The sequence below is a fragment of the Pseudomonas sivasensis genome (assembly GCF_052938085.1).
The window spans coordinates 2788479-2810903 of record NZ_CP176442.1 but is presented as its reverse complement, the minus strand read 5'-3'; the positions used below and the strand labels follow the sequence as shown (position 1 = coordinate 2810903).

The following is a 22425-nucleotide window of genomic DNA, read 5'->3' as shown; positions in this document are numbered from 1 at the left end:
GCCGCCATTATGAGGTTTTTCATCGATAAGTTTCAGGCTTTTGACCAATGGCTGGCGAAATAGCCGATGTGAATTAATCTTCTGCACGTTGGCGCCGATGCACTGTGTGCAACCAGGGAGTAGCCGGAATGCGCAACAACCAGCCAGTAACACAACGTGAGATTTCACTCGCGCCTTCGCAAAAACTTATCTCCGCCACCGATATTCACGGGGGCATCACTTACTGCAACGACGCCTTTGTCGAAATCAGCGGTTTTGAACGGGCCGATCTGATCGGCGCGCCGCAGAACATCGTGCGTCACCCCGATGTCCCACCGGCCGTGTTTGCCCATATGTGGCGTGCGCTCAAGCAAGGCCTGCCGTGGATGGGCATCGTCAAGAACCGCTCGAAAAACGGCGACCATTACTGGGTTAACGCCTACGTCACACCGATCTTCCACGGCCGCGAAGTCGTTGGTTTTGAATCGGTGAGGGTCAAGCCCAGCGCCGATGAAATCCGCCGGGCGCAGGTGCTGTATCGCCGCCTCAGCCAAGGCAAATCCAGCGCGCTAATCAAGGACACTTGGCTGCCCGCGGCGTTGAGTGCCGTTCCGTACGTGGCCACCGGCATCGCCGGCAGCATTGCCGGGCTTTTCCTCAGTGCACCGATCGCCATTGCGGTGGCCGTGGCCGTTGCCGTGCCGGTGGGTATGCTGTGCTCACGCGTACGCCAAGGCAGCACCTTGCGCCTGCTGGCGGGTGTCGAGCCCTCGACGTCGGATGCCTTGATTGCCCAGATGTACAGCGACGCCAGCGGCCCCCAGGCACGCCTGGAAACCGCATTCCTCAGCCAAAACTCGCGCCTGAAAACCTGCCTCACACGCTTGCAGGACAGTGCCGAACAACTCAGCGCCCTGGCCGGGCAATCGGATCAGTTGGCCACTGCCAGCTCCAAAGGCCTAGATCGCCAACGCGTTGAAACCGAGCAGGTCTCGGCGGCCGTCAACCAGATGGCTGCGACCACCCAGGAAGTCGCCAGCCATGTGCAGCGCACCGCCGACGCCACCCAGCAGGCCAACGTGCTGACCGGACGTGGCCGTGAAGTCGCGCGTGATACCCGCCTGGCCATTGAGCGCTTGTCCGCCGTCGTGGGCGAAACCGGCACCACCGTGGCGCAGTTGGCCAAGGACAGTGACGAAATCGGCAGCGTGGTGGACGTGATCAAAGGCATCGCCGATCAAACCAACCTGCTCGCCCTCAACGCCGCCATCGAAGCGGCCCGCGCCGGTGAGCAAGGCCGCGGGTTTGCCGTGGTGGCCGATGAAGTGCGCCAACTCGCGCAGCGTACCTCCCAATCCACCACTCAAATCCATGCGCTGATCACTCAGTTGCAGGCATCGTCCAACAATGCCGTGCAAAGCATGGAAAACGGCCAACGCCAGGCGCAGGAAGGCGTAGCCTGGGTGCTGGAAGCAGACCAGGCGTTGGTCGGCATCAGCGAAGCGGTGTCTCATATCACCGAAATGACCACCCAGATCGCCGCCGCCACTGAGGAACAAAGCGCGGTCGCCGAGGAGATCAGCCGCAACATCACCACTATCGCGGAGCTGGCTGACCAGACGTCGATACAAGCCCATCAATCCACCGACCTTAGCAAGCAGCTGACCAATACGGCGGCCACTCAATATGCGTTGGTAGAACGCTTTAACCGCTGACCCCGCAACGCGAGGCCGCCCGCCAGCTGGGCGGCCTTGCTTGCACCGGGATGAATATCGTGGCGCTCAGCCCGCGAGCAGGCTGTAACGCCCGGCGCATTTCTAAGGGGCCGGTCTGATTGGGGCAGTCACTGGGTTTGTCCAGGCTATTGCTTGCGATACATCCCCGTGAAGTAATCCGGAAAGTCCGGCGCCGAGTTGTGGTTGATCACCGCAAAACCCTTCACCAGTTGAATGTGATACGGGCCGGCGCGCCGGGTCGCCAACGGCTCGCGCACGATAATCAGGTTTTCGGTTTCCATCGGCACGCTGTGGTGCGCGCTGACGATGACCTTGTCGGTACCGGTTTCCTTGAGCGTTACGGTGAACTCCGCCACTTCGCGGCCCTGGGCATCGCGGTCGGGGAGGATCTTCAGGTCCAGGTCGCCGTCACGGTCGAGGAAGTCGTTGCGCATCTGGTAGTGACCGTCACGCTGATCGCGGGCAACGTCACCGAGTTTCTTGTACTCAGGCTCACGGTCCTCGCGATGCAGTTGGATTTGCAACTCCGGCTTGTCACCCTGGGCGCCACTGACCCACGTGCCGGAGTAAGCATAGGGCTCGACGGTTTCCCGAGTGATGCGCCAGATGCCGGTTTGATGACCATCGTCGGCATATTCGTGCAGGTAGACAAACGACTGGTCGCCGTATTCACCCAACTCGCCTACCAGCTTGATCGGCTTGCCGCTGCCGCTTTTGGTGTAGCGCAATTCACCAATCAACACCGCGCCCTGTTGCTGGTACCAGAGTTGCACCGGGATCTTGCCGTTGAGGGTGCCGGCCAGGAACTCAGGATCCTCATTGACCGGCCCTTCGAGCCTTGGGGTTTCCAGCCACTGGCCGTCCTTCCACTCACCGGTGGTGCGCAGCATGTAGCCGCTGGGCATGCTGTTGTTGGCGTCATCGTCCGTCGCAGGCACTTGGGCCTGGGTGTACGCGCTGAGTCTCACCAACTCACCGTCGCGCATCTGATAGCGGCTGGCGCGGGTCCAGCAGCAACCCTGGTCGGTCTGCGAATGGATAACGCCGTCCTTGGGATTGACTGAGAACATACCGCCGGAGGTTTCGTTCGCAAGATCGGTCAGGGGGCCGTTGAGCACCCACTGCGTCTTGTGCGGGTCTTGCAGGTACACATCGTAACTGGACTGGAAGTCTTTATCCGCGCCGGTGCCATTGCGGATCGCCAAGTCCTGGCGGCCATCCTGATTGATGTCGGCAAAGTAGACCACGCCGTTCTCGCCCATCAAACGCCAGTCGACGGTTTTACCATTCTGGTCCAGCGGCACCTGGGCGTCCGGAGTCTGCAATTGCTGGAGGATTTCGAGGGTAGTTACGTCGCGTATCGTGATCAGGGCTCGCGCCAGGTACTGCAAGTCCTGCGGCACCTGCGGGAACAACACTTCGACCAGGTATTTGCCGCTCGGGTCATTGACCGAGAACGAACGAGGCTCGGCCATGGCCGGGGCCGCCAGGGTCATGGAGAGGAGCACAGCGCTGACGAGCGAACGCATTCAAAGCATCCTTGCTGAAATTCGGGGGCGGCAGTGTAGCGGTTTCGCTGGCGGCTATGTGACGTACCCCACGAGCGAAGGGAACCTAAAGCATTTCATCGCAGCGTTTAGCGTGCCGTTCGAGGGCGAAATCCACCAACGCATCTGCAATACCGCCATGCTGTACCCACACAGCTTCCCCCTTATTGACCTTACTGCGCAGCTTGTTCAAGTTGATGCTTTTCTGCCCACGTAATTGCTCTCGGTCAAGAATGTAGAAGCTCCAGTTATCGAGTTCCAACACCGATTTCACCAACGCCTGCTTATTGAGCTTGAACCGCGCTTTCTCCCTCGGCAGTGCACGAGATGGATTGGGGTTCCACTTATCATGAAGACGCTCGTTCTCCTGACACTTTTTATTATCCAATGCCAGATAAGCGAAGATGTAAAAGTCTGACCAATGCTCAGCGGGCAGCGGACTATTGGAGACACAATCGAATCCTTCAGCGAAGGAGGTATCGAACACCTGAGATTTGCTATAGGAGTCTTTCGATTTAACTTGAATAGTGAATTTTTCATCATTCATGAAAAACACGAGGTCATGAACATCGCCTTCCATCTTGGTTGAAAAATGCGATGTGGGTACCTGGAAATCGGGGCTAGGCATGTTGAACAGCGCCCGGTACACCAAAAACTCTGCCAGATAACCTCGTAGCAGGGGGTTATCCAATGCTGAAAAGCCCCAGCCCCAGAAAGCCGTTAGAAACCCAGGCTCTATGGGTCTCCCCGATTGAGTCAACGCTTCTGTTCCAGTCAACGGATCGAGTAGATTCATATTTCTAACTGCACTCTTCACGCGAAAGTTAATAAAAGTTGACGCCAATGCGGCTGCACGCTCTCGCCTCTCAACTGGGTTGACGCAGCAACCGCTCGATGGCCTTGCGCAAATCCCCATGCACCTCTTCGGCATAAGGAACAGCATTCTTCCAGTCATAAAACCATGCCGGCATCCGGCGCTTGTCGTCGGGTTCCGAGGCGTAGCGCGGGAATATATGGCAGTGCAACTCAGGCTCGGAGTTGCCCAGGATTTCGTAATTCATGCGCTGGGCGTCGGTGGCGTGCAACACCGCATCACCGAGGCGCGCCATGTCCAGCAGGTAAGTCGCGCGGGCTTCGGTATCCAGGTCGTTCAAACTCGCGACCACCGGATCGGGCAGCAGCAGGCAGTAGCCCGGCAGAAACTGCACATCCCCCATCACCGCCCAGCCCGAGGCCATGCGGCAGATAACCTTCTCATTGGCGCCGATGCGGGCCAGGGCTACGCGTTCCGTGATCAGTGGCATGTAGGGTCCTTGATGGGGGCAAGATGCGGGCGGCATTTTAACGCTTGCCCCCTGCTTTTCAGCAACGGGAACAGTCCAAGGGAGTTACCTGACAGGCCACCTGAGGAAACGCCTGTTGCCCCACCAACAGCAGTTGCACAGCTTGTGCTGAATCCAAACAGGCTCTCCCTTTTAAAATTAAACGTATCCCTTTGAAATAAAAGCATTTATCCCCCTGGCATGGCGCGTGCAATCACCTTTGCATCGACCCAAAGGACACACCCATGCCCCAGACACTGCCCCAGGCGCTGCTGCATCAAGCCCACACCCGAGGGTCGGCGATTGCCTTGCGTTACAAGCGCTTGGGCATCTGGCAAGAGCGACGTTGGAGCGAACTGGCAGACGACATACGCCAACTCGCCGCAGCCCTTCACCAGCGCGACTTCGGGCCTGACGATGATCTGCTGATCATAAGTCAGGCGCGCCCCGAAGCCTTGCTGCTGGCACTGGCCGCGCAGTGGTTGGGGGGGAGCGTCACGCTGCTCGATCCCGAGCGCGACAATCGTGCGCTGCTGGTGCAACTGCGGCCGACATTTGTTCTCGCCGAAAACGCCGAGGCGATTCCGTCAATCAGTGGGCCCGGTGTGGTGGTGTACCTCGATGGGCGCGGTCTGGATCAACACAAAGGCCCCCACTTGGTCGCTTATGCGGACTTGCGCACGGACCTCCCTGCCCCGGCGTGCGCCACTCAGTCAACCGCCCTCGCCTTTGTGTTCCACGCCGATACCCGCGTGCAGTTGACCCACGGGCAGTTGCTCATGGACGCGCGCACTTTGGTGGCCCGCGAACACCTCGACGCCAATGAGGAAGCCCTGGCCGCGCGTGTTTTCGCCGCCAGCGGGCAGGCGCGCTACTTGCTGGCGCCCTGGCTGCACGCTGGTTTTCGCCTGAACTTCCCCGAAGCCCTGGCCACCCGTGACACCGACCGCCGCGAGCTGGGCCCAACCTTGGTGCTGGGCACACGTGAATCCTACGGCCGTCTGGAACAGTGGGCACGTGAGCGCCTGCCGCTGCCGGGCACATTCAGTCATCGCCTGTACCGCTGGGCGATGCAGCCAACCCCATCAATCATTCGCCGCTGGCTGGGCCACTGGCTGGTGCGTCGACCATTGCTCGATGTGCTGGGCATGAGCCGCTTGCGCGTGCCCTTGCTGGTAGGGCCAGCGTTGAGCCCGGACAGTGCGGCGTTCTTTACCGCCCTGGGCATCGATCCCGGCCGTTGGCAAGAGCCAGCGCCCCAACACCAACCCGCCGACCAACGACTGCCTCACGCTGTCTGACGAGCCCAACCATGCATGCAACCACTCAAGCGGTCTTACTGCGGCTCGATGACATTACCCTGTCGTTCAAGGGCATCAAGGCCATCACCTCCATCAGTTTCGACGTCAAGGCCGGGGACATCTGCGGGCTGATCGGCCCCAACGGCGCCGGCAAGAGTTCGCTGCTCAATGTGATCAACGGCGTTTACCACCCCCAAAGCGGCAGCATCCAGTACGCCGGCCACACCCGACGGCGCATGCGCGCGCATCAGGCGGCCGAAGGCGGGATTGCGCGAACCTTCCAGAACATCGCGCTGTTCAAGGGCATGAGCGTGCTCGACAACGTGCTCACCGGGCGCAACCTCAAGCGCCGCAGCAGCTGGATCGAGCAGATGCTGCGCCTGGGCCGAGCCCCGCGCGAGGAGGACGCGCACCGCCTGCACGCCGAAAAAGTCATCGCGTTTTTGCAGATCCATCCCTGGCGACACGTGCTGGTGGGCACCCTGCCCTATGGCCTGCAAAAGCGTGTCGAACTGGCCCGCGCCCTGGCGTCCGAGCCGACCCTGTTGCTGCTGGATGAGCCCATGGCCGGTATGAACGCTCAGGAGAAAGCCCAGATGAGCCAATTCATCCGCGACATCAACCGCGAGTTCGGCACCACCGTGGTGCTGATCGAGCACGATATCGGTGTGGTCATGGGCTTGTGCGACCACGTAGTGGTGCTCGACTACGGCCGCAAGATCGGCGACGGCACACCCGAGCAAGTGCGCGCCAACCCCGATGTCATCGACGCCTATCTGGGAACTTGAGCATGGAATTTTTCTTTGAGGTGCTGATCGGCGGCCTGTTGGCGGGCGTGATGTATTCCCTGGTGGCGATCGGTTTTGTGCTGATCTACAAAGCCTCGGGCGTCTTCAACTTCGCCCAGGGCGCCATGGTGCTGTTCGCCGCGCTGACCTTTGTCAGCCTGCTGGAGCGCGGCTTTCCGTTTGTCTTCGCGTTTTTGCTGACCCTGGTGAGCATGGTGGTGCTTGCGCTGCTGATCGAGAAAGTGGTGCTGCGGCCCCTGGTCAATCGCCCGCCGATCATCCTGTTCATGGCCACCCTTGGGCTGTCCTACATGATCGAAGGCTTCGCGCAATTCCTCTGGGGTGCGCAGGTGCATGGCCTGGATTTGGGCATTGCCGACGAGCCGCTGGAAATCCGCGGCATGCTGCTCTCGCAGTTCGACCTGTTCGCTGCCGGCACCGCCGCCGCGTTGGTGCTCGCCCTGTCATTGCTGTTCAACAAAACCCGTATCGGCCTGTCGCTGCGTGCAGTCGCAGACGACCCGCTGGCGTCCATGGCGGTGGGCATTCGCCTGCCGCGCATCTGGGCCCTGGTGTGGGCCGTGGCGGGGTTTGTCGGGCTGGTGGCCGGGTTGCTTTGGGGCGCGCGATTGGGGGTGCAATTCTCGTTATCGCTGGTGGTACTCAAGGCATTGCCGGTGCTGATCATCGGCGGATTTTCGTCCATCGGCGGCGCGATTGTCGGCGGCTTGATCATCGGCGCGAGCGAAAAAATCGCCGAGATCTACCTCGGCCCGATCATCGGCAGCGGCATTGAAAACTGGGTGCCTTACGTCCTTGCCTTGCTGTTCTTGCTGGTGCGCCCTGCCGGGTTGTTCGGCGAGCGCGCCATCGAGCGGGTCTGATCGTTTTTTGAGGAAATGCCTGCATGCTGTATCAAGAAGTCGGTCAAATCAGTACCTCCTACGCGGCCGAGCGCCGCACCTTTCGCCTGCGCCAGGACCGCATCGCACTGTGGCTACTGCTGGGCTTTGCCTTTGTGGTGATGCCGTGGCTGGGCAACGACTACTGGTTCAGCGCGATCCTCGTGCCGCTGCTGGTGCTGTCCCTGGCCGGCCTCGGCCTGAACCTGCTGACTGGCTACGCCGGGCAACTCTCTCTGGGATCGGCGGCGTTCATGGCGGTGGGCGCATTTGCCGCCTACAACCTGCAATTGCGCGTACCCGGTTTGCCGCTGCTGGTGAGCTTTGGCCTGGGCGGCGTGATCGCTGCGCTGGTGGCGGTGTTCTTCGGTCTGCCGAGCCTGCGCATCAAGGGCTTTTACCTGTTGGTAGCGACCCTGGCCGCCCAGTTCGTGGTGGAGTGGGTACTGACCCGCTTCAGCTGGTTTACCAACGACAACGCGTCCGGCGTAATCACCTCACCGCCATTGCTGATCGCTGGGGTTGATTTCAGCTCGCCGTGTGGCCGCTACCTGCTGACCCTCAGCGTGGTCGTGGCGCTGTTCTGGCTCGGTAAAAACCTGGTGCGCAGTGAGCTGGGCCGCAACTGGATGGCCGTGCGCGACATGGACACCGCCGCCGCCGTGATCGGCATTCGGCTGCTCAAGGCCAAGCTGCTGGCGTTTGCCATCAGCGGCTTCTACCTGGGTGTCGCGGGGTCGCTTTGGGCCTTCGCCTACCTGGGCACGGTGGAGCCACACGGCTTCGACCTGAGCCGCTCATTTCAGGTGCTCTTCATCATCATTATCGGCGGTCTGGGCAGTGTGCTCGGCAACGTCCTCGGCGCGGCCTTCATCGTGTTGTTCCCGATCCTGCTGGGCAACCTCTTCGCGTTGCTGCCGGCCGGATTGATGGACGCCGGCCAGCTGGAAAACCTTCAGAAGATGCTGTTCGGTGCACTGATCATCACCTTCCTGATCAAGGAGCCGGAGGGGCTGGCCCGACTGTGGCAGCGCTTTCGTCAACGGGCCAGGGTATGGCCGCTGCGTTACTAACTTACTAACCCCCGAGCTGAACCCCGAGGAACTGCCTCCATGAGACACCCCGCACCGCTGCGCCGCCTGGCCTTGGGCCTGGCCTTGATCACCGCCACGCTCACGGGCACCGTCCAGGCCGCCAACGAACAATACTTTCCGTTGCAGAGCTATCGGGTCGGGCCCTATGCCGCCGGTGGCACCGGCTTCTTCGGTGGGTTTATCGACTACCTGCAATACATCAACGCCAACGGCGGCGTGAACGGCGTCAAGTTGACCTGGAGCGAATGCGAGACCGAGTACGTGGTGGAAAAAGGCGTCGAATGCTACGAGCGCCTCAAGGGCGGTCTCAACGGTGCGCCCGCAGCGGCCACCAACCCGCTGTCGGTGGGCATCGCCTACGCCACGCTGGACCGCTCGACCGCCGACAAACTACCGCTGATCACCATCAACCACGGACGCACCGACTCCACCGACGGCAGCGTCTTCCCCTACGTGTTCCCGTTGCAGCTCAACCCGTATTCGGAAGTCTCGGCGATCATCAACTACATCGGCCAGCGCGAAGGCGGCGCCGACAAACTCAAGGGCAAGAAAATCGCCGTGCTCTACCACGGCTCGCCCTACGGCAAGGAAACGAACGGTGTACTGGAAACCCTGGCCAAAAATGCCGGCTTCGAATTGACCCTGCTGGAAGTGCCACACCCTGGCAACGAGCAACAATCGCAGTGGCTGAACATTCGCCGTCTCAAGCCGGACTGGGTGATCCTGCGCGGCTGGGGCGTTATGAACCCGGTGGCGCTCAAATCTGCGCAAAAAGTCGGTTACCCGGCTGATCACATCATCGGCAATATCTGGAGCAACTCGGAAGAAGACGTGTTGCCGGCCGGCAACGCAGCCAAGGGTTTTATCTCCATCACCACCCACCCGTCCGGCACCGATTTCCCAGTGCTGCAAGGCATCAAGCAAAGCGTGGTGGACGCGGGCAAAGGCAACCTGGCCGATCCGAAGCGCTTCGGCACGGTGTACTACAACCTCGGTGTGGTGAACGGCATTCTCAACGTCGAAGCCGTGCGCCTGGCCCAGGAAAAATACGGCCACCAGCCCCTCACTGGCGAACAAGTGCGCTGGGGTTTCGAACACCTGAACTTGGACGATGCGCGTCTTCAGGCCCTGGGCGCAAAAGGCCTGGTGCAACCGCTGAAACTGTCCTGCGCCGACCATGAAGGCGGCGGCGCGGTACGCTTCCAGCAGTGGGATGGCCAGCGCTGGAACCTGATCAGCGATTGGGTACAAGCCGATCGCGCGCTGCTGCGGCCGATCATCGAAGCCTCGGCGGCGCAGTACGCGAAGGAGAAAGGCATTACGCCGCGTGATTGCAGCAAAGAGCAGTAGGATTTCTCAGCGGCAATGCGGTTTTATGTGGGAGGGGGCTTGCTCCCGATTGCAGTGGTTCAGCCATATAAATGTTGACTGACACACCGCCATCGGGAGCAAGCCCCCTCCCACATTTTGACCGAGGTGAATCAGCTCACTGCGAGTTCCACCACGCCCTTATTCAATCGCACCGGCCACACCTGCAATCGCTGGTGCGGCGACTCCAGGCACTGGCCGTCCTGCAAGCGGTAATGCTGCTTATAGATCGGCGCAGCCACCACCAAATCGCCCTTGATACTGCCGACCAATCCACGGCCAATTACATTCGCCCCCGACTCCGGGTCATGGTTGTCGATGGCGAACAGCGTCTGCTCCTGCGCACCCGGCAGGTAGAACAGCGCCACTTGAGCGCCGTCCAGCCACACCACTACGCCGGAGTTGCTCACCAGGTCTTGCTCACTGCACACCCCTTTCCAGGTGGACAGGTGGTGCTGAGTGTCAGGCTGGCTCATCAGGCAATCTCCTCGATGACGGGAATCAGGTTGAGTTCGGTGGCCATGATCGGCCGGCGCTGGCCGCGTTCCTGGACAAAGTGGATATCCGGGTCGGGGCGTTTGTCGTTGACGAAGGTGCGGAAGCGCTTGAGTTTTTCCGGATCTTTGAGGGCGTTGGCCCACTCGCATTCGTAGCGGTCGACGACCAGCTGCATCTGCGCCTCCAGCTCCGCGCCCAGGCCGAGGCTGTCGTGCAGGATCACGTCTTTGAGGAAATCCAGGCCACCTTCCAGGCTTTCGCGCCACACAGAGGTGCGTTGCAGTTTGTCGGCGGTGCGGATGTAGAACATCAGGAAGCGGTCGATGTACTGGATCAACGTGGCGTCGTCGAGGTCAGTAGCGAACAGTTCGGCATGGCGCGGACGCATGCCGCCGTTGCCCGCGATGTAAAGGTTCCAGCCCTTCTCGGTGGCGATCACGCCCACGTCCTTGCTCTGGGCTTCGGCGCATTCACGGGTGCAGCCGGACACCGCGAACTTGAGTTTGTGCGGCGAACGCAGGCCCTTGTAGCGATCCTCGATCAGCAGCGCCATTTTCACGCTGTCCTGCACGCCGTAGCGGCACCAAGTGCTGCCCACGCAGGACTTCACCGTACGCGTGGATTTGCCATACGCGTGCCCGGTCTCAAAGCCAGCGGCGATCAGCTCGGCCCAGATATCCGGCAGCTCATGCAACTGCGCGCCAAACAAGTCGATGCGCTGGCCGCCGGTGATCTTGGTGTAGAGGTCGTATTTCTTCGCCACTTCACCGATCACGATCAGCTTGTCGGCCGTGATTTCACCACCGGGAATCCGTGGCACCACCGAGTAGGTGCCGTTCTTCTGCATGTTGGCCATGAACGTGTCGTTGGTGTCCTGCAGCGGCACCAACGAGGCGTCCATGATTGGCTGGTTCCAGCACGACGCCAGGATCGAACCCACCGCCGGTTTGCACACGTCGCAACCAGTGTGGCCACGGCCGTGTTTGGCCAGCAGTTCTTCGAAGGTGGTCACCCCTTCCACACGCACCAGGGCATACAGCTCCTGACGGGTGTAGGCGAAGTGTTCGCACAGGCTCTTGTCGACGCTGACGCCACGGGCAATCAACTCGTGTTCGAACACTTGCTTGAGCAAGCCCGCGCAACCGCCGCAACCGGTGCAAGCCTTGGTCTGGGATTTGAGCAGGCCGAGGTCGCTGCAACCGCCGTCGATGGCCGAGCAAATCGCGCCTTTGGTCACGTTGTGGCAGGAACACACCGTGGCCGATTCCGGCAACGCGCCTGGGCCGAGAGTCGGTGCACCGGCGGACGAAGGCAGGATCAGGCTGGCCGGTTCCGCAGGCAGTGCAATCGCGTTCTGCATGTATTGCAGCAACGTGTCGTAGTAGCTGTTGTCGCCAACCAGCACTGCGCCGATCACATGCTTGCCCGATGCGTCCACCACTAGGCGGCGGTAACTGGCGCTGGCCTCGTCGATGAACTGATAGCTGCGCGCACCCGGCGTGTGGGCATGGGCGTCGCCGATGGAACCCACGTCCACGCCGAGCAGTTTGAGCTTGGTGGACATGTCGGCACCGACAAAGGGCTCGGCGACCTGCCCGCATAACAGCGCGGCTACCCCGCGGGCCATCTGGTACCCCGGTGCGACCAGGCCGAACAGGCTGCCGTTCCACGACGCGCACTCGCCAATCGCGTAGATGTGCGGGTCGCAACTCAAGCATTCATCGTTGATCACCACCCCGCCACGCGGACCAATCTCCAGGCCAGCCTGGCGCGCCAGGGCGTCCTGTGCGCGGATGCCGGCGGAGAACACGATAAGGTCGGTTTCGAGGAACTCGTCGTTGGCAAAGTTCATGCGATAGCGGTACTGCTCGCCCGCGCTGATCGACTGCGTGGCACGGGACAGGTGCACGCCGACGCCCAGCCGTTCGATCTGGGCCTTGAGCGCCAGACCGCCGAAATCATCCAACTGCACTGGCATCAAGCGCGGTGCGAACTCCACCACATGGGCTTCCAGGCCCAAGCTTTTCAGGGCGTTGGCGGCTTCCAGGCCCAGCAGGCCACCGCCCACCACCACACCACGTCGGGCATTGGCTGCCGCTGCACGGATGGCATCAAGGTCGTGCAAGGTGCGATACACCAACCGCGAATCCCCTTCGGCGCCTTCGATCGGCGGCACGAACGGATAGGAACCGGTGGCCAGGACTAATGTGTCGTAGGCCACGCAGCCCTGAGCCGTGATCACCTCACGGCCAGCGCGGTCGATCTCCAGCACCGGCACGCCCAGGTGCAACGTCACTCCCGGCGTCTGGTACAGCGACGCCTCGGAGAGTGCCAACGACTCGGCATCGCGTCCGGTGAAATACTCGGACAGGTGCACACGGTCATAGGCGCGCATCGGCTCTTCGCTGAACACATGCAGGTGGTAGTGTTGCAGCGCGCCGCGCTCGATCAGTTGCGCCACACAATGGTGACCGACCATGCCATTGCCAACGACGATCAGGGTTTTCATCGGTTTGTTCATATCAGCACCTGACAACATTCATCACGGTTTAAAAAGCAAAAAAAAACGCCTGAAACCTTGCGGTTCCAGGCGTCTTTGCCTGTTCTTATGCGGGATCTGTTCGGACGACTTCGCCGGATCCATCGCTTTATGCCCATGACCTCAATGGCCTGTCGATCGTCGTTGACCGAGTGGGGTTGACGGGGAGCTTGCAGGCTCTGTGCCAATCGGCCGCGGAGCCGTACGTGGCGCCGCTGCAGTCCCCTCGCGTTGCCTGAACAGCGTGGATTGCGCATCCAACTGGTGCGTGTTGCATCAAAAAGGCGCACTTGCATCATCAATTTCCAGGCTGATGAGTGTTGGGGCTGCTTCGCAGCCCAGCGCGGGCGGTGCGACGATTCGACTAGCCCGCACACCCCAACAGCCAGCTCACCAGAACAACCCGGTTCTTCACAAAAAAGCACCCATTGCAGCGTTTGAAAAAACCTGGCGCGTGACTTGCTAGGAACACCTGCATAAAGCAGTCAACGCTGATTGCCCATTCACGACAAAGGCGCCGTGCAACCCCCGTTCCCAAACGGAGGGTTGCAGGGCGCTTTTTTGTTGGCGGGTAAAAAAGTTTAGAGGGTGACGGATGGCAAACCAAAGCGTACGTAGCGTGTGTCCTTATTGTGGCGTTGGCTGCGGCATCGTGATGCAAGTGGAAAACAATAAAGTGGTCAAGGTGATCGGCGACAAGGCCCACCCTACCAACGTTGGCCGCCTGTGCACCAAAGGCACGACGTGCGGCCAAGCCATCGCCGAGTCCGGGCGCATGGAAAACGCTTACCTGCGTGAGCAGCGCGATCACAACCCGGTGCGGGTCGCCATGGACACCGCCATCAGCGAAACCGCCGGCCGTTTGCGCCATATCCTCGACCGTGACGGCCCCGATGCGTTGTCGTTCTACGTGTCCGGACAAATGTCCCTGGAGGCGCAGTACCTGATCAACAAATTGGCCAAGGGGTTTGTGCGCACCCGCAATATCGAATCCAACTCGCGGTTGTGCATGGCCAGTGCCGGCAGCGGCTACAAGCTGTCCCTCGGTTCCGACGGGCCACCGGGTTCCTATGAAGACTTTGACCGCGCCGACCTGTTCTTCGTGATCGGCGCCAATATGGCTGACTGTCATCCGATTTTGTTCCTGCGCATGATGGACCGGGTCAAGGCCGGGGCGAAGCTGATCGTGGTCGACCCCCGGCGCAGCGCCACCGCCGACAAAGCTGATCTGTACCTGCCGATCAAACCCGGCACCGACCTCGCGCTGCTCAATGGCCTGCTGCACCTGCTGGTGAAAAACGGCCACACCGACCCCGGCTTTATCGCCACGTTCACCGAAGGTTGGGAGGTTATGCCCGGTTTTCTTGAGGACTACCCGCCCCACAGCGTCGCTGCCATCACGGGTTTGGCCGAAGCGGATATCCGCCAAGCCGCCGACTGGATCGGCCAGGCCGCCGAGTGGATGAGCTGCTGGACCATGGGCCTCAACCAAAGCACCCACGGCACCTGGAACACCAACGCCCTGTGCAACCTGCACCTGGCCACCGGCGCGATTTGCCGCCCCGGCAGCGGGCCGTTTTCCCTCACCGGCCAACCCAATGCCATGGGCGGCCGCGAAATGGGCTACATGGGCCCGGGCCTGCCAGGACAGCGCTCGGTCATGGTCGACGCCGACCGCACATTTATCGAAGACCTCTGGCAAATCCCGCCTGACCGCCTGCCGCGCCAAGCCGGCAACGGCACCGTGGCGATGTTCGAACAGATGGCCGCCGGGCAGATCAAAGCCTGCTGGATCATCTGCACCAACCCGGTGGCCAGCGTGCCCAATCGCCAGACCGCTATCGACGGTTTGCGCACAGCAGAACTGGTGATCACCCAGGACGCCTACCTCGACACCGAGACCAACCGCTACGCCGACATCCTGCTGCCCGGCGCGCTGTGGGCCGAGGCCGAAGGGGTGATGATTAATTCCGAGCGCAACCTGACCCTGATGCAAAAGGCCGTCGATGCACCCGGTGAAACCTTGCCGGACTGGCAGATCATCGCCCGTGTCGCCTGTGAAATGGGCTTTGCCGACGCGTTCACGTATGCCAGCGCCGCCGACGTGTTCGAAGAAATCAAACGCGCCTGGAACCCCAAGACCGGCTATGACATGCGCGGCGCCAGCCATGCGCGCCTGCGTGAACAACCGTTGCAATGGCCTTGCCCTTCAGCCGACGGCGCAGACCGAAACCCGATCCGCTACCTGAATACCGGCACGCTCAGATTCGCCACCGACAGCGGCAAAGGCCAATTCTTTCCGCGCCCCCATATGCCGCCTGCGGAAATGCCCGACGACCGCTTCCCTTTCGTGCTCAACACCGGCCGCTTGCAGCACCAGTGGCACACCCTGACCAAGACCGGCAAAGTCGCCACCCTGAACAAACTCAACCCCGGCCCGTTCGTGGAGATCCATCCCGACGATGCCGCGCGCCTCGGCATCACGGCCAAGGATCCGGTGGAGGTGCGCTCCTTGCGCGGGCGTGCCGTGCTGCCTGCGGTGATCACTGACCGCGTGCGGCCCGGCAACTGCTTTGCGCCCTTCCACTGGAACGATGTGTTTGGCGAGCACCTGGCGATCAATGCGGTGACCAACGATGCCGTCGACCCGACTTCCCTGCAGCCCGAGTTCAAGTGCTGCGCGGTCGCGCTGGCCCGAGTCGAGCTGATCGACCATCAATTCCTCGACCAACCGGCGCCCACTTCCCATGACCTTCCGGAGGACCTCACCATGTCGCGCCTTGACGCCTTCGCTGATCTCACCGGTATCCGTAACAGGCCGGCGCCGTCACTAAGCGACAGTGAACGCACCTACCTCGCCGGCTTCCTCAGTGGCCTGCACTCCAGCGCCACGCGGCAGGACGCTGGCGTCCCGGTGATGCCGGCAAGCGCGCCATTGGCCCAGGACGCCCGCTTGTGGCTGGACGGGTTGCTCGGTGGTTTGTTCAGTCGCGCAGGCGCTGCACCACTCCCCTCCCCGGACGTCACCCTGTTGTGGGCCTCGCAGACCGGCAACGCCGAAGCCCTGGCCGAGCGCTTCGCCAAACGCCTGCGCGAAGCGGGCATCAGCGTGGAACTGAGCGCCATGGCGGACTTCCCGACGAGCAAACTGGCGAGTACCCAGAACCTGGCGCTGATCAGCAGCACCTTTGGCGACGGCGACCCACCGGACAATGGCGAAGGTTTCTGGCACAGCCTCAGCACCGTCGACACGCGCCTGGAGTCCCTGCGCTTTGCCGTACTGGCCCTGGGTGATCCGAATTACGACCAGTTTTGCAGGCACGGCAAAAGGCTTGATCAGCGCCTAGTGGAACTGGGGGCGACGCGCCTGCTGGAACGCGTCGACTGCGATACCGAATTCGAAGAACGCGCCGATGCCTGGCTGACGAAGTTGCAGCAAACCCTCAACCCGGCAAAGCCCGTCACACTGGCCGCCACACCCGCCGGCAAAACCAAACTGCATCAATCACGCCTGCTGCTCAACCGGCACCTGAACCCCCAGAACGCCCACAAGGAAACTCGCCAATTCGCCCTGGACCTGGCGGACTCCGGCCTGACCTACGAAGCCGGAGACGCCCTCGGCGTGCGGCCGCGCAACTGCCCGGAACTGGTGAGCGAACTGCTGGAGCTGACCCACCTGAGCGCCAGCGCCTCGGTAAACATCGACACCTTTGGTGAGGTATCGCTGCAACAGGCGCTGACCCAGCACTTCGAGATCGCCCGTCCTGGCAGCGAGACCCTGGCCTTTATTGCCGAGCGCAGTGCCAATCCGGGCCTGGAACAACTGCTGCGGCCCGAGCGCAAGGCTGAACTCAAAGACTGGCTATGGGGCCGACAGCTCACGGATGTGCTGCAGCAATATCCCATCGACTGCTCGGCGGACGAGCTACTGGGCACCCTCAAACGTCTGCAACCGCGTCTGTATTCGATTGCCTCCAGTGCCAAGGCCCATCCCCACGAAGTGCACCTGACGGTGGCCGCCGTGCGTTATGGCAAGCGCAAAGGCGTGTCCTCCACCTTCCTCGCCGACCGCGTCGGCGACGGCGAAGTGCCGGTGTTTGTGCAGCCGTCCAAGCACTTCCGCACGCCCAACGACGGCGACGTGCCGATGATCATGATCGGTCCCGGCACCGGTGTGGCGCCGTTCCGTGCGTTCTTGCAGGAGCGTCGGGCCCTGGGGCATCAGGGGCGTAACTGGCTGTTTTTTGGCGAGCAGTACGCCGCCAGCGATTTTTATTACCAGGACGAACTGCAAGGCATGCAGCGCGACGGCCTGCTCACCCATCTGAGCCTGGCGTTTTCCCGCGACCAGGCGCAGAAGATCTACGTGCAGGACCGCATCCGCGAACACGGCGCCGAGCTGTGGCGCTGGTTGCAGGACGGCGCCAAGCTGTACATCTGCGGGGATGCCAGCCATATGGCCAAGGACGTTGACCAGGCACTGCGCCAGGTCGCAAATACCCACGGCGGACTGGGCGTAGACGACGCCGTGGAGTACTGGCGCCAACTGAGTGAGCAGAAGCGTTATCTGCGTGATGTCTACTGATTGGATACAGAACAATCGCCGATTGTATTGTGTACAAAAAACCCTAAAGATTTGCCGGCATCTAGCCGAAACAGCGGTGATAGCAAATCGCCGCGCTGCGGGTGCAGAATGCGACGGTTTCACCACCCTCCGTGCTGATGGTCGTCTCGATGAAAATAAAAAATAAGCTTGTACTGGCGTTTGTCTCTGTCGCGTTTATCCCGGTCAGCCTGGTGGCGGTGATCTCTGTCATGAACACGCGGACCCAGGCGGTCGATCAGTTCATCGACGGCAGCACCCGCGAAATCCGCCAGATCGATGGCAATATCCGTCAGTTCTTCGACGGCACGCTGCAGAACGTCGATCAAATGGCCACGGATCCTGTATACACCTCCGTCAACACCCTCAAGAATTACCAACCCGCCGACGCTGCCAGCCAACCGATGCCTGCGGCCGCGCAAGAGGTGATCGACCGATTCGCCCGGTTTGGCGCCACCCATCCGGCGGCGGCCATCCTGTCCATCGGCCTGGAAGACGGCACCTACGTCAAATGGCCCGATGATCCACAACTGGCTAAATACGATCCACGCACACGCCCCTGGTACAAGGCCGCGATGGCCAGCCCCGGCAAGACCGTGCGCACCCCGGCGTACTATTACGACAAAGACGACGTGGCCCTGGTGGGCACCGCGCGGGCATTGCTGGATAACGCCGGCAAGGCCAAGGGGGTGTTCGTGGTCAGCGTGTCGCTGAAGAACCTCACCGAGTTGGTCAAGAGCATCAAGCTCGGCGAAAGCGGCTACGTAATGCTGATCGAGGACGGTGTGGTGCTGGTCGACCCGCGCGACGCCGCCCACAGCTTCAAGCCGCTCAAGGAGCTGGGTGCCGCCTATGCGCATTTGGCCGAGACACCCCAGGGTTCTACCGAAGTGGAAATCAACGGCGTGCGCTACATGGCCAACGTGTGGACCTCTCCCGGCCTGGGCTGGCGCTATATCGGCCTGATCGAACACCGCGAAGTCATGGCCGAAGCCACGCGCATGACCTACCTCACCGCCGTCATCGTCGGCGTGCTGGTGCTGATCTTCGGCGTGCTCGCGGCGGCGTTTTCCAAAGTGATCGTCAAGCCCATCGGCCAGGTCAGTACCGGTTTGCAGTCGATTGCCGAGGGTGAAGGCGACCTGCGCCACGAACTGCACGTGCAGGGCAAGGATGAAACCGCTGAACTCGCTGGCTGGTTCAACAAGTTCCTCGCCGCCATCCGCCAATTGATCCAGCACATCGGCGCGGCCTCGGCCAATTTGCACAACGCCTCCAAGGTCAACAGCGAAGTGGCGCACAACATGAACGAAGCCGCCGGGCGCCAGCGCGAGGCCGTGGAACTGGTGTCCACTGCATTCAACGAAATGGTCGCCACCGCTAACGAAGTCGCGCGCTCCTGCAGCAGCGCGGCAGAGTCGGCGGAGAACGGCCATCGCCGTGTGGCCGAGGGCAAGCAACAGATCGAAGTCACCACCGATAACGTCAACCGCCTGGGCCGCCGTCTGACCGAGTCGTCCGACGCCATGGTCGAACTCGAAGCCGGCAGCCGCAGCATCAACCAGATCATCGGCACCATCCGCGCGATTGCCGAACAGACCAACCTGCTGGCGCTCAACGCCGCCATCGAAGCAGCCCGCGCCGGTGATCAGGGTCGTGGTTTTGCGGTAGTGGCCGATGAAGTACGGGCGCTGGCCAAGCGCACTTCCGACTCCACCGGCGAAATCGAAAATCTGCTGGGCACCCTGGAAAACAAGACCCAGGAAGTCACGCAAAAAATGGGCAGTTGCCTGGACCTGTCACGGGCCAGTGTGTCGTCCATTGAAAGCGCGCGGGACAGCTTTGAAGGCATCCAGTTGTCGGTCAACGAGATCCGCGACCAGAACCTGCAAATCTCCGCCGCCGCCGAGGAACAACACAGCGTGGCCGAAGAAATCAACCGGCATATCCAGCAGATCTACGACGAAGCGCGCCTGGTGGAAAGCCTGGCCAACTCAGCGCAGGACGACTCGGGGCGCTTGTCGAATTTGTCGGATGAGCTCAATGGGTTGGTGGGACGCTTCAAGTCCTGAGGGTTGGCAAGCACATTGATCAACGCTGGGAGCGGGCTTATCGAATCGTCGCACCGCCCGCGCCGGGCTGCAGAGCGGCCCCAATAAGACCGCCGTGATTTCTTAGTAAACCCGCGTTGGCAGGCTTTGGGGCTGCTTCGCAGCCCAGCGCGGGGCAAGCCCGCTCACCACAGGGTTATGTGTTGGTCTTAGGAAGTATGGAGATGGCCATGCTGCAATGGCCGTGGGCATCTACACATCTGTAGTGAATACATAACCTGAGAAAACGACGCTCTTGTGGTGAGCGGGCTTGCCCCGCGCTGGGCTGCGGAGCGGCCCCAATAAGACCACCGCGTTGGCCCAGTAAAACCGCGTTGGCAGGTTTTGGGGCTGCTTCGCAGCCCAGCGCGGGGCAAGCCCGCTCACCACAAAGTGTTATGTGTCAGCCTTTAGGAAGTGTGTAGATGCTCATGCTGCAATGGTCGTGGGTAGCTAAACATCTTTGGTGAATACATACCCTGAGAAAACGACGCTCTTGTGGTGAGCGGGCTTGCCCCGCGCTGGGCTGCGGAGCGGCCCCACTAAGACCGCCGCGATTTCTTAGTAAAACCGCGTTGGCAGGCTTTGGGGCTGCTTCGCAGCCCAGCGCGGGGCAAGCCCGCTCACCACAGGGTTGTGTGTTGGTCTTTAGGAAGTGTGGAGATGGCCATGCTGCAGTGGCGGCCTCACGGCCAACACCTTTATTGCTGTTGCGAGGCCATCCAACCCAGAAATGTCTGCAGCCGGGTCGTGAAGTTGTCGACTTCGGCTTCAGGATTTCGCGCTTCAAACAGAAAGAACGCCACCTGCGTGATCATCGTCGGATAACGTCTGACGAACAGTGCAACATGCTCTTCGAGTGTCTGTGGCCACGTTGTCGCATCTTCCGAGCGCAACACATGCGTGGCACGCACAACCTTGCGCGACGCCTCACGCTGCAAGCGCAATCGGTCCTGCTGGGTAGCGGCTTGCGCAATACGCGTGAGGTAGCCGGCCAGCACGTGTTCAAAGTCGGCATTCAACGCCACGGCAATGTCGCGGGACGGCCGAAACCGCTCGAAATGCAGGGAAAGATCATTGCCCCACAGGCAGCGGCAATGGTGCTTGAGCCAGAAGCCCCAACTGTTGCTGTTGTCAGCCGCTAACACTTGCCCACGACTGCCGATGTCAAAATCGACCTTAATGACTTGCGGGTGCCGTTGCTCCAACGCCCGGCGAATCGCTTCCAGACGCGCCAGCAGCGGCGCGGTGGGCGGTTCGCGCAGCACCAGCGTGAGGTCCAGGTCAGAGACACCGGGCGTGGCGTCTCCCCTTGCGACACTGCCGTACAGATAGAGACTGTCCAGCCCCAAATCATCCGGCGACAGCGAAGCGCAGACATCCTCAAGCAATGCCTGGAACTCAGGCTGCATTGGGTTGTGGGGGACGCTTAGGATATAGCCGTCCGGGTCAATACCCGAGCTGTTCGACGTCATCACGACTGTCTCTTCCAGTGCTCATAAAACGCCAGCGCTGCCACGTTTTTATCCTTGGATTCCAACATGATGTCGAAGCGCTCCAGAAACTGCAGCGCGTAGTTGTTGGTCCAGCGGTTCCACATCTGCGCGCTGTGGGCGTACAGGTCACGCTTGGAGACCACCTGCAACAGCGCGTCCATTTCCAACTTGTGCTCGGCGTCGAAGCCCAGTTCCTGGAGGACTTCCTGGGGCTGGGAGTAGTGCATGGTCGGCCGCACGCCGCGCCAGCTGTCGATCACGCGAGTGACGCGTTCGCTGCTGGGGTCGATGTACTCGTTTTCGTTGATCCAGCAGTGGTGAATATCGAGCACAACCGGCGCCAGATCGGCGACTTGCAGGCAGTGGTCGAGCCCGTAGGTCTTTTCATCGTTCTCGAAGGTGATGCAGTTGCGCGCCACCTCAGACAAGCGCGACCACACCGCGCGAGTGCCCTCAACGCCCAGGCGTCCGGCGATGTGCACGTTGCACTTGAGGTCCTGGAACTGCCGCCCGTAGCCCATCATGCGGATCATGTCGGCGTGGTATTCGAATTCGGCGAGGCTGTTTTCAACCACGCCGGGGTTTTCCGAACCGAGCACGCAGTATTGGCCAGGGTGGAACGACAGCCGAATATCCGAGGCACGCGCCAGCTCGCCGATGGCGGCGAAACCTTCAATCAATTGGCGCTCGATGGCGGGATCTTTATAGACGTCGGCGACTTTCGGATGGCTGTAGAACGGCAGCAGGTCGCTGCTCAAGCGCAGCATGCGCAAGGTTGGCGGCAGTTGGGCGACATAGGCCAACAGGCGCAATTGCGCTGCCAGATTATGGGTGACCACTTCGACCAATTTTTCGCGGGCGACCTGCGGCGTAACCCCGTCCATCCAGCGCAAGGTGGTCGTGCGGGGGTTGAACGGGCCTTCGATCAGCTTGAGGGCGCTGGGCGACAATAGGCGTTCGGGGTGCTTGTACTGGCATGCGAAGCCAATGCGAGGGTGTGTCATAGAGGCGCCTGGCGAAAGGAAAGTACACGATGATACGGCCTTATGCATGGGCTCTGGCAGCGGGCTCATAATATTTAGACACCAATCACCCTGAACTTTCCGACAAGCGCCGCGCTCATTTCCTATGCGCTGCCCCGCCCAGGGGCGTTGGATAAAAA

Annotated in this window: 14 protein-coding genes and 3 pseudogenes; 10 read left to right on the top strand and 7 right to left on the bottom strand. The window is 61.3% G+C overall.

All coding sequences use genetic code 11. The annotated features are described in order from the left end of the window. Positions 1-128: 128 nt before the first annotated feature. Positions 129-398: pseudogene (locus tag ACKZ62_RS12945) on the top strand (PAS domain-containing protein); the annotation flags it as partial. A 351-nt stretch (positions 399-749) separates the two neighbouring features. Next, positions 750-1694, top strand: a pseudogene (locus ACKZ62_RS12940) (methyl-accepting chemotaxis protein); the annotation flags it as partial. Between the two features lie 146 nt (positions 1695-1840). Here the strand turns inward: ACKZ62_RS12940 and ACKZ62_RS12935 are convergent. The 3 genes from ACKZ62_RS12935 to ACKZ62_RS12925 form a co-directional block, all read right to left on the bottom strand. After that, entirely contained in the window at positions 1841-3244 is a 1404-nt protein-coding gene (locus ACKZ62_RS12935; protein ID WP_447096781.1) for an XAC2610-related protein, read from the bottom strand. Between the two features lie 85 nt (positions 3245-3329). Continuing rightward, the gene (locus ACKZ62_RS12930; protein WP_122753487.1) at positions 3330-4058 is read right to left on the bottom strand and encodes a hypothetical protein; all 729 of its coding nucleotides are present in this window, start codon (positions 4056-4058) and stop codon (positions 3330-3332) included. A gap of 70 nt (positions 4059-4128) precedes the next feature. After that, positions 4129-4566: an HIT family protein gene (locus ACKZ62_RS12925; protein WP_032885300.1), complete on the bottom strand. Its 438-nt coding sequence runs from the start codon at positions 4564-4566 to the stop codon at positions 4129-4131. Positions 4567-4829: 263 nt separating this feature from the next. Here ACKZ62_RS12925 and ACKZ62_RS12920 point away from each other — a divergent pair, with 263 nt between their 5' ends. The 5 genes from ACKZ62_RS12920 to ACKZ62_RS12900 are packed head-to-tail and all read left to right on the top strand — an operon-like array spanning position 4830 to position 10019. Beyond that, on the top strand, positions 4830-5885 hold the full coding sequence (locus tag ACKZ62_RS12920; protein ID WP_032885301.1) for an AMP-binding protein: 1056 nt from the start codon (positions 4830-4832) through the stop codon (positions 5883-5885). Positions 5886-5896: 11 nt separating this feature from the next. Continuing rightward, a complete protein-coding gene (locus ACKZ62_RS12915) occupies positions 5897-6673 on the top strand; it encodes an ABC transporter ATP-binding protein (RefSeq protein WP_447096780.1) in 777 nt (258 codons plus the stop codon). A gap of 2 nt (positions 6674-6675) precedes the next feature. After that, positions 6676-7557: a branched-chain amino acid ABC transporter permease gene (locus tag ACKZ62_RS12910; protein ID WP_032885303.1), complete on the top strand. Its 882-nt coding sequence runs from the start codon at positions 6676-6678 to the stop codon at positions 7555-7557. A 23-nt stretch (positions 7558-7580) separates the two neighbouring features. Next, positions 7581-8648: a branched-chain amino acid ABC transporter permease gene (locus ACKZ62_RS12905; RefSeq protein ID WP_095184622.1), complete on the top strand. Its 1068-nt coding sequence runs from the start codon at positions 7581-7583 to the stop codon at positions 8646-8648. Between the two features lie 39 nt (positions 8649-8687). After that, positions 8688-10019, top strand: a complete 1332-nt coding sequence (locus tag ACKZ62_RS12900; protein WP_122681101.1) for an ABC transporter substrate-binding protein — start codon at positions 8688-8690, stop codon at positions 10017-10019. Positions 10020-10150: 131 nt separating this feature from the next. Here ACKZ62_RS12900 and nirD read toward each other — a convergent pair whose 3' ends face one another. Continuing rightward, positions 10151-10513: a nitrite reductase small subunit NirD gene (nirD, locus tag ACKZ62_RS12895; RefSeq protein WP_122765235.1), complete on the bottom strand. Its 363-nt coding sequence runs from the start codon at positions 10511-10513 to the stop codon at positions 10151-10153. Continuing rightward, positions 10513-13056 (bottom strand): nitrite reductase large subunit NirB, encoded by a 2544-nt coding sequence (nirB, locus tag ACKZ62_RS12890; RefSeq protein WP_447096779.1) that lies wholly within the window; start codon positions 13054-13056, stop codon positions 10513-10515. Before nirB ends, nirD begins: the two co-directional genes overlap by 1 nt. Before the next feature lie 613 nt (positions 13057-13669). On the opposite strand from nirB, the gene ACKZ62_RS12885 reads away from it, so the two are divergent. The 3 genes and pseudogenes from ACKZ62_RS12885 (at position 13670) to ACKZ62_RS12875 (ending at position 19749) form a co-directional block, all read left to right on the top strand. Further along, on the top strand, positions 13670-17659 hold the full coding sequence (locus tag ACKZ62_RS12885) for a bifunctional nitrate reductase/sulfite reductase flavoprotein subunit alpha (RefSeq protein WP_447096778.1): 3990 nt from the start codon (positions 13670-13672) through the stop codon (positions 17657-17659). Positions 17660-17796: 137 nt separating this feature from the next. Beyond that, a pseudogene (locus ACKZ62_RS12880) lies at positions 17797-18846 on the top strand (cache domain-containing protein); the annotation flags it as partial. A 135-nt stretch (positions 18847-18981) separates the two neighbouring features. Beyond that, positions 18982-19749 carry a methyl-accepting chemotaxis protein gene (locus ACKZ62_RS12875; RefSeq protein ID WP_371260683.1) on the top strand — a complete coding sequence of 256 codons (768 nt, stop codon included), beginning with the start codon at positions 18982-18984 and terminating at the stop codon, positions 19747-19749. A gap of 719 nt (positions 19750-20468) precedes the next feature. On the opposite strand, the gene ACKZ62_RS12870 is transcribed toward ACKZ62_RS12875, so the two are convergent. Together ACKZ62_RS12870 and ACKZ62_RS12865 are read right to left on the bottom strand one after the other, a co-directional pair. After that, positions 20469-21242, bottom strand: coding sequence for a nucleotidyltransferase domain-containing protein (locus ACKZ62_RS12870; protein ID WP_095184616.1), 774 nt, complete (start codon positions 21240-21242; stop codon positions 20469-20471). Then, positions 21242-22267: a UV damage endonuclease UvsE gene (locus tag ACKZ62_RS12865; protein WP_032885311.1), complete on the bottom strand. Its 1026-nt coding sequence runs from the start codon at positions 22265-22267 to the stop codon at positions 21242-21244. Before ACKZ62_RS12865 ends, ACKZ62_RS12870 begins: the two co-directional genes overlap by 1 nt. Between the last annotated feature and the right edge of the window lie 158 nt (positions 22268-22425).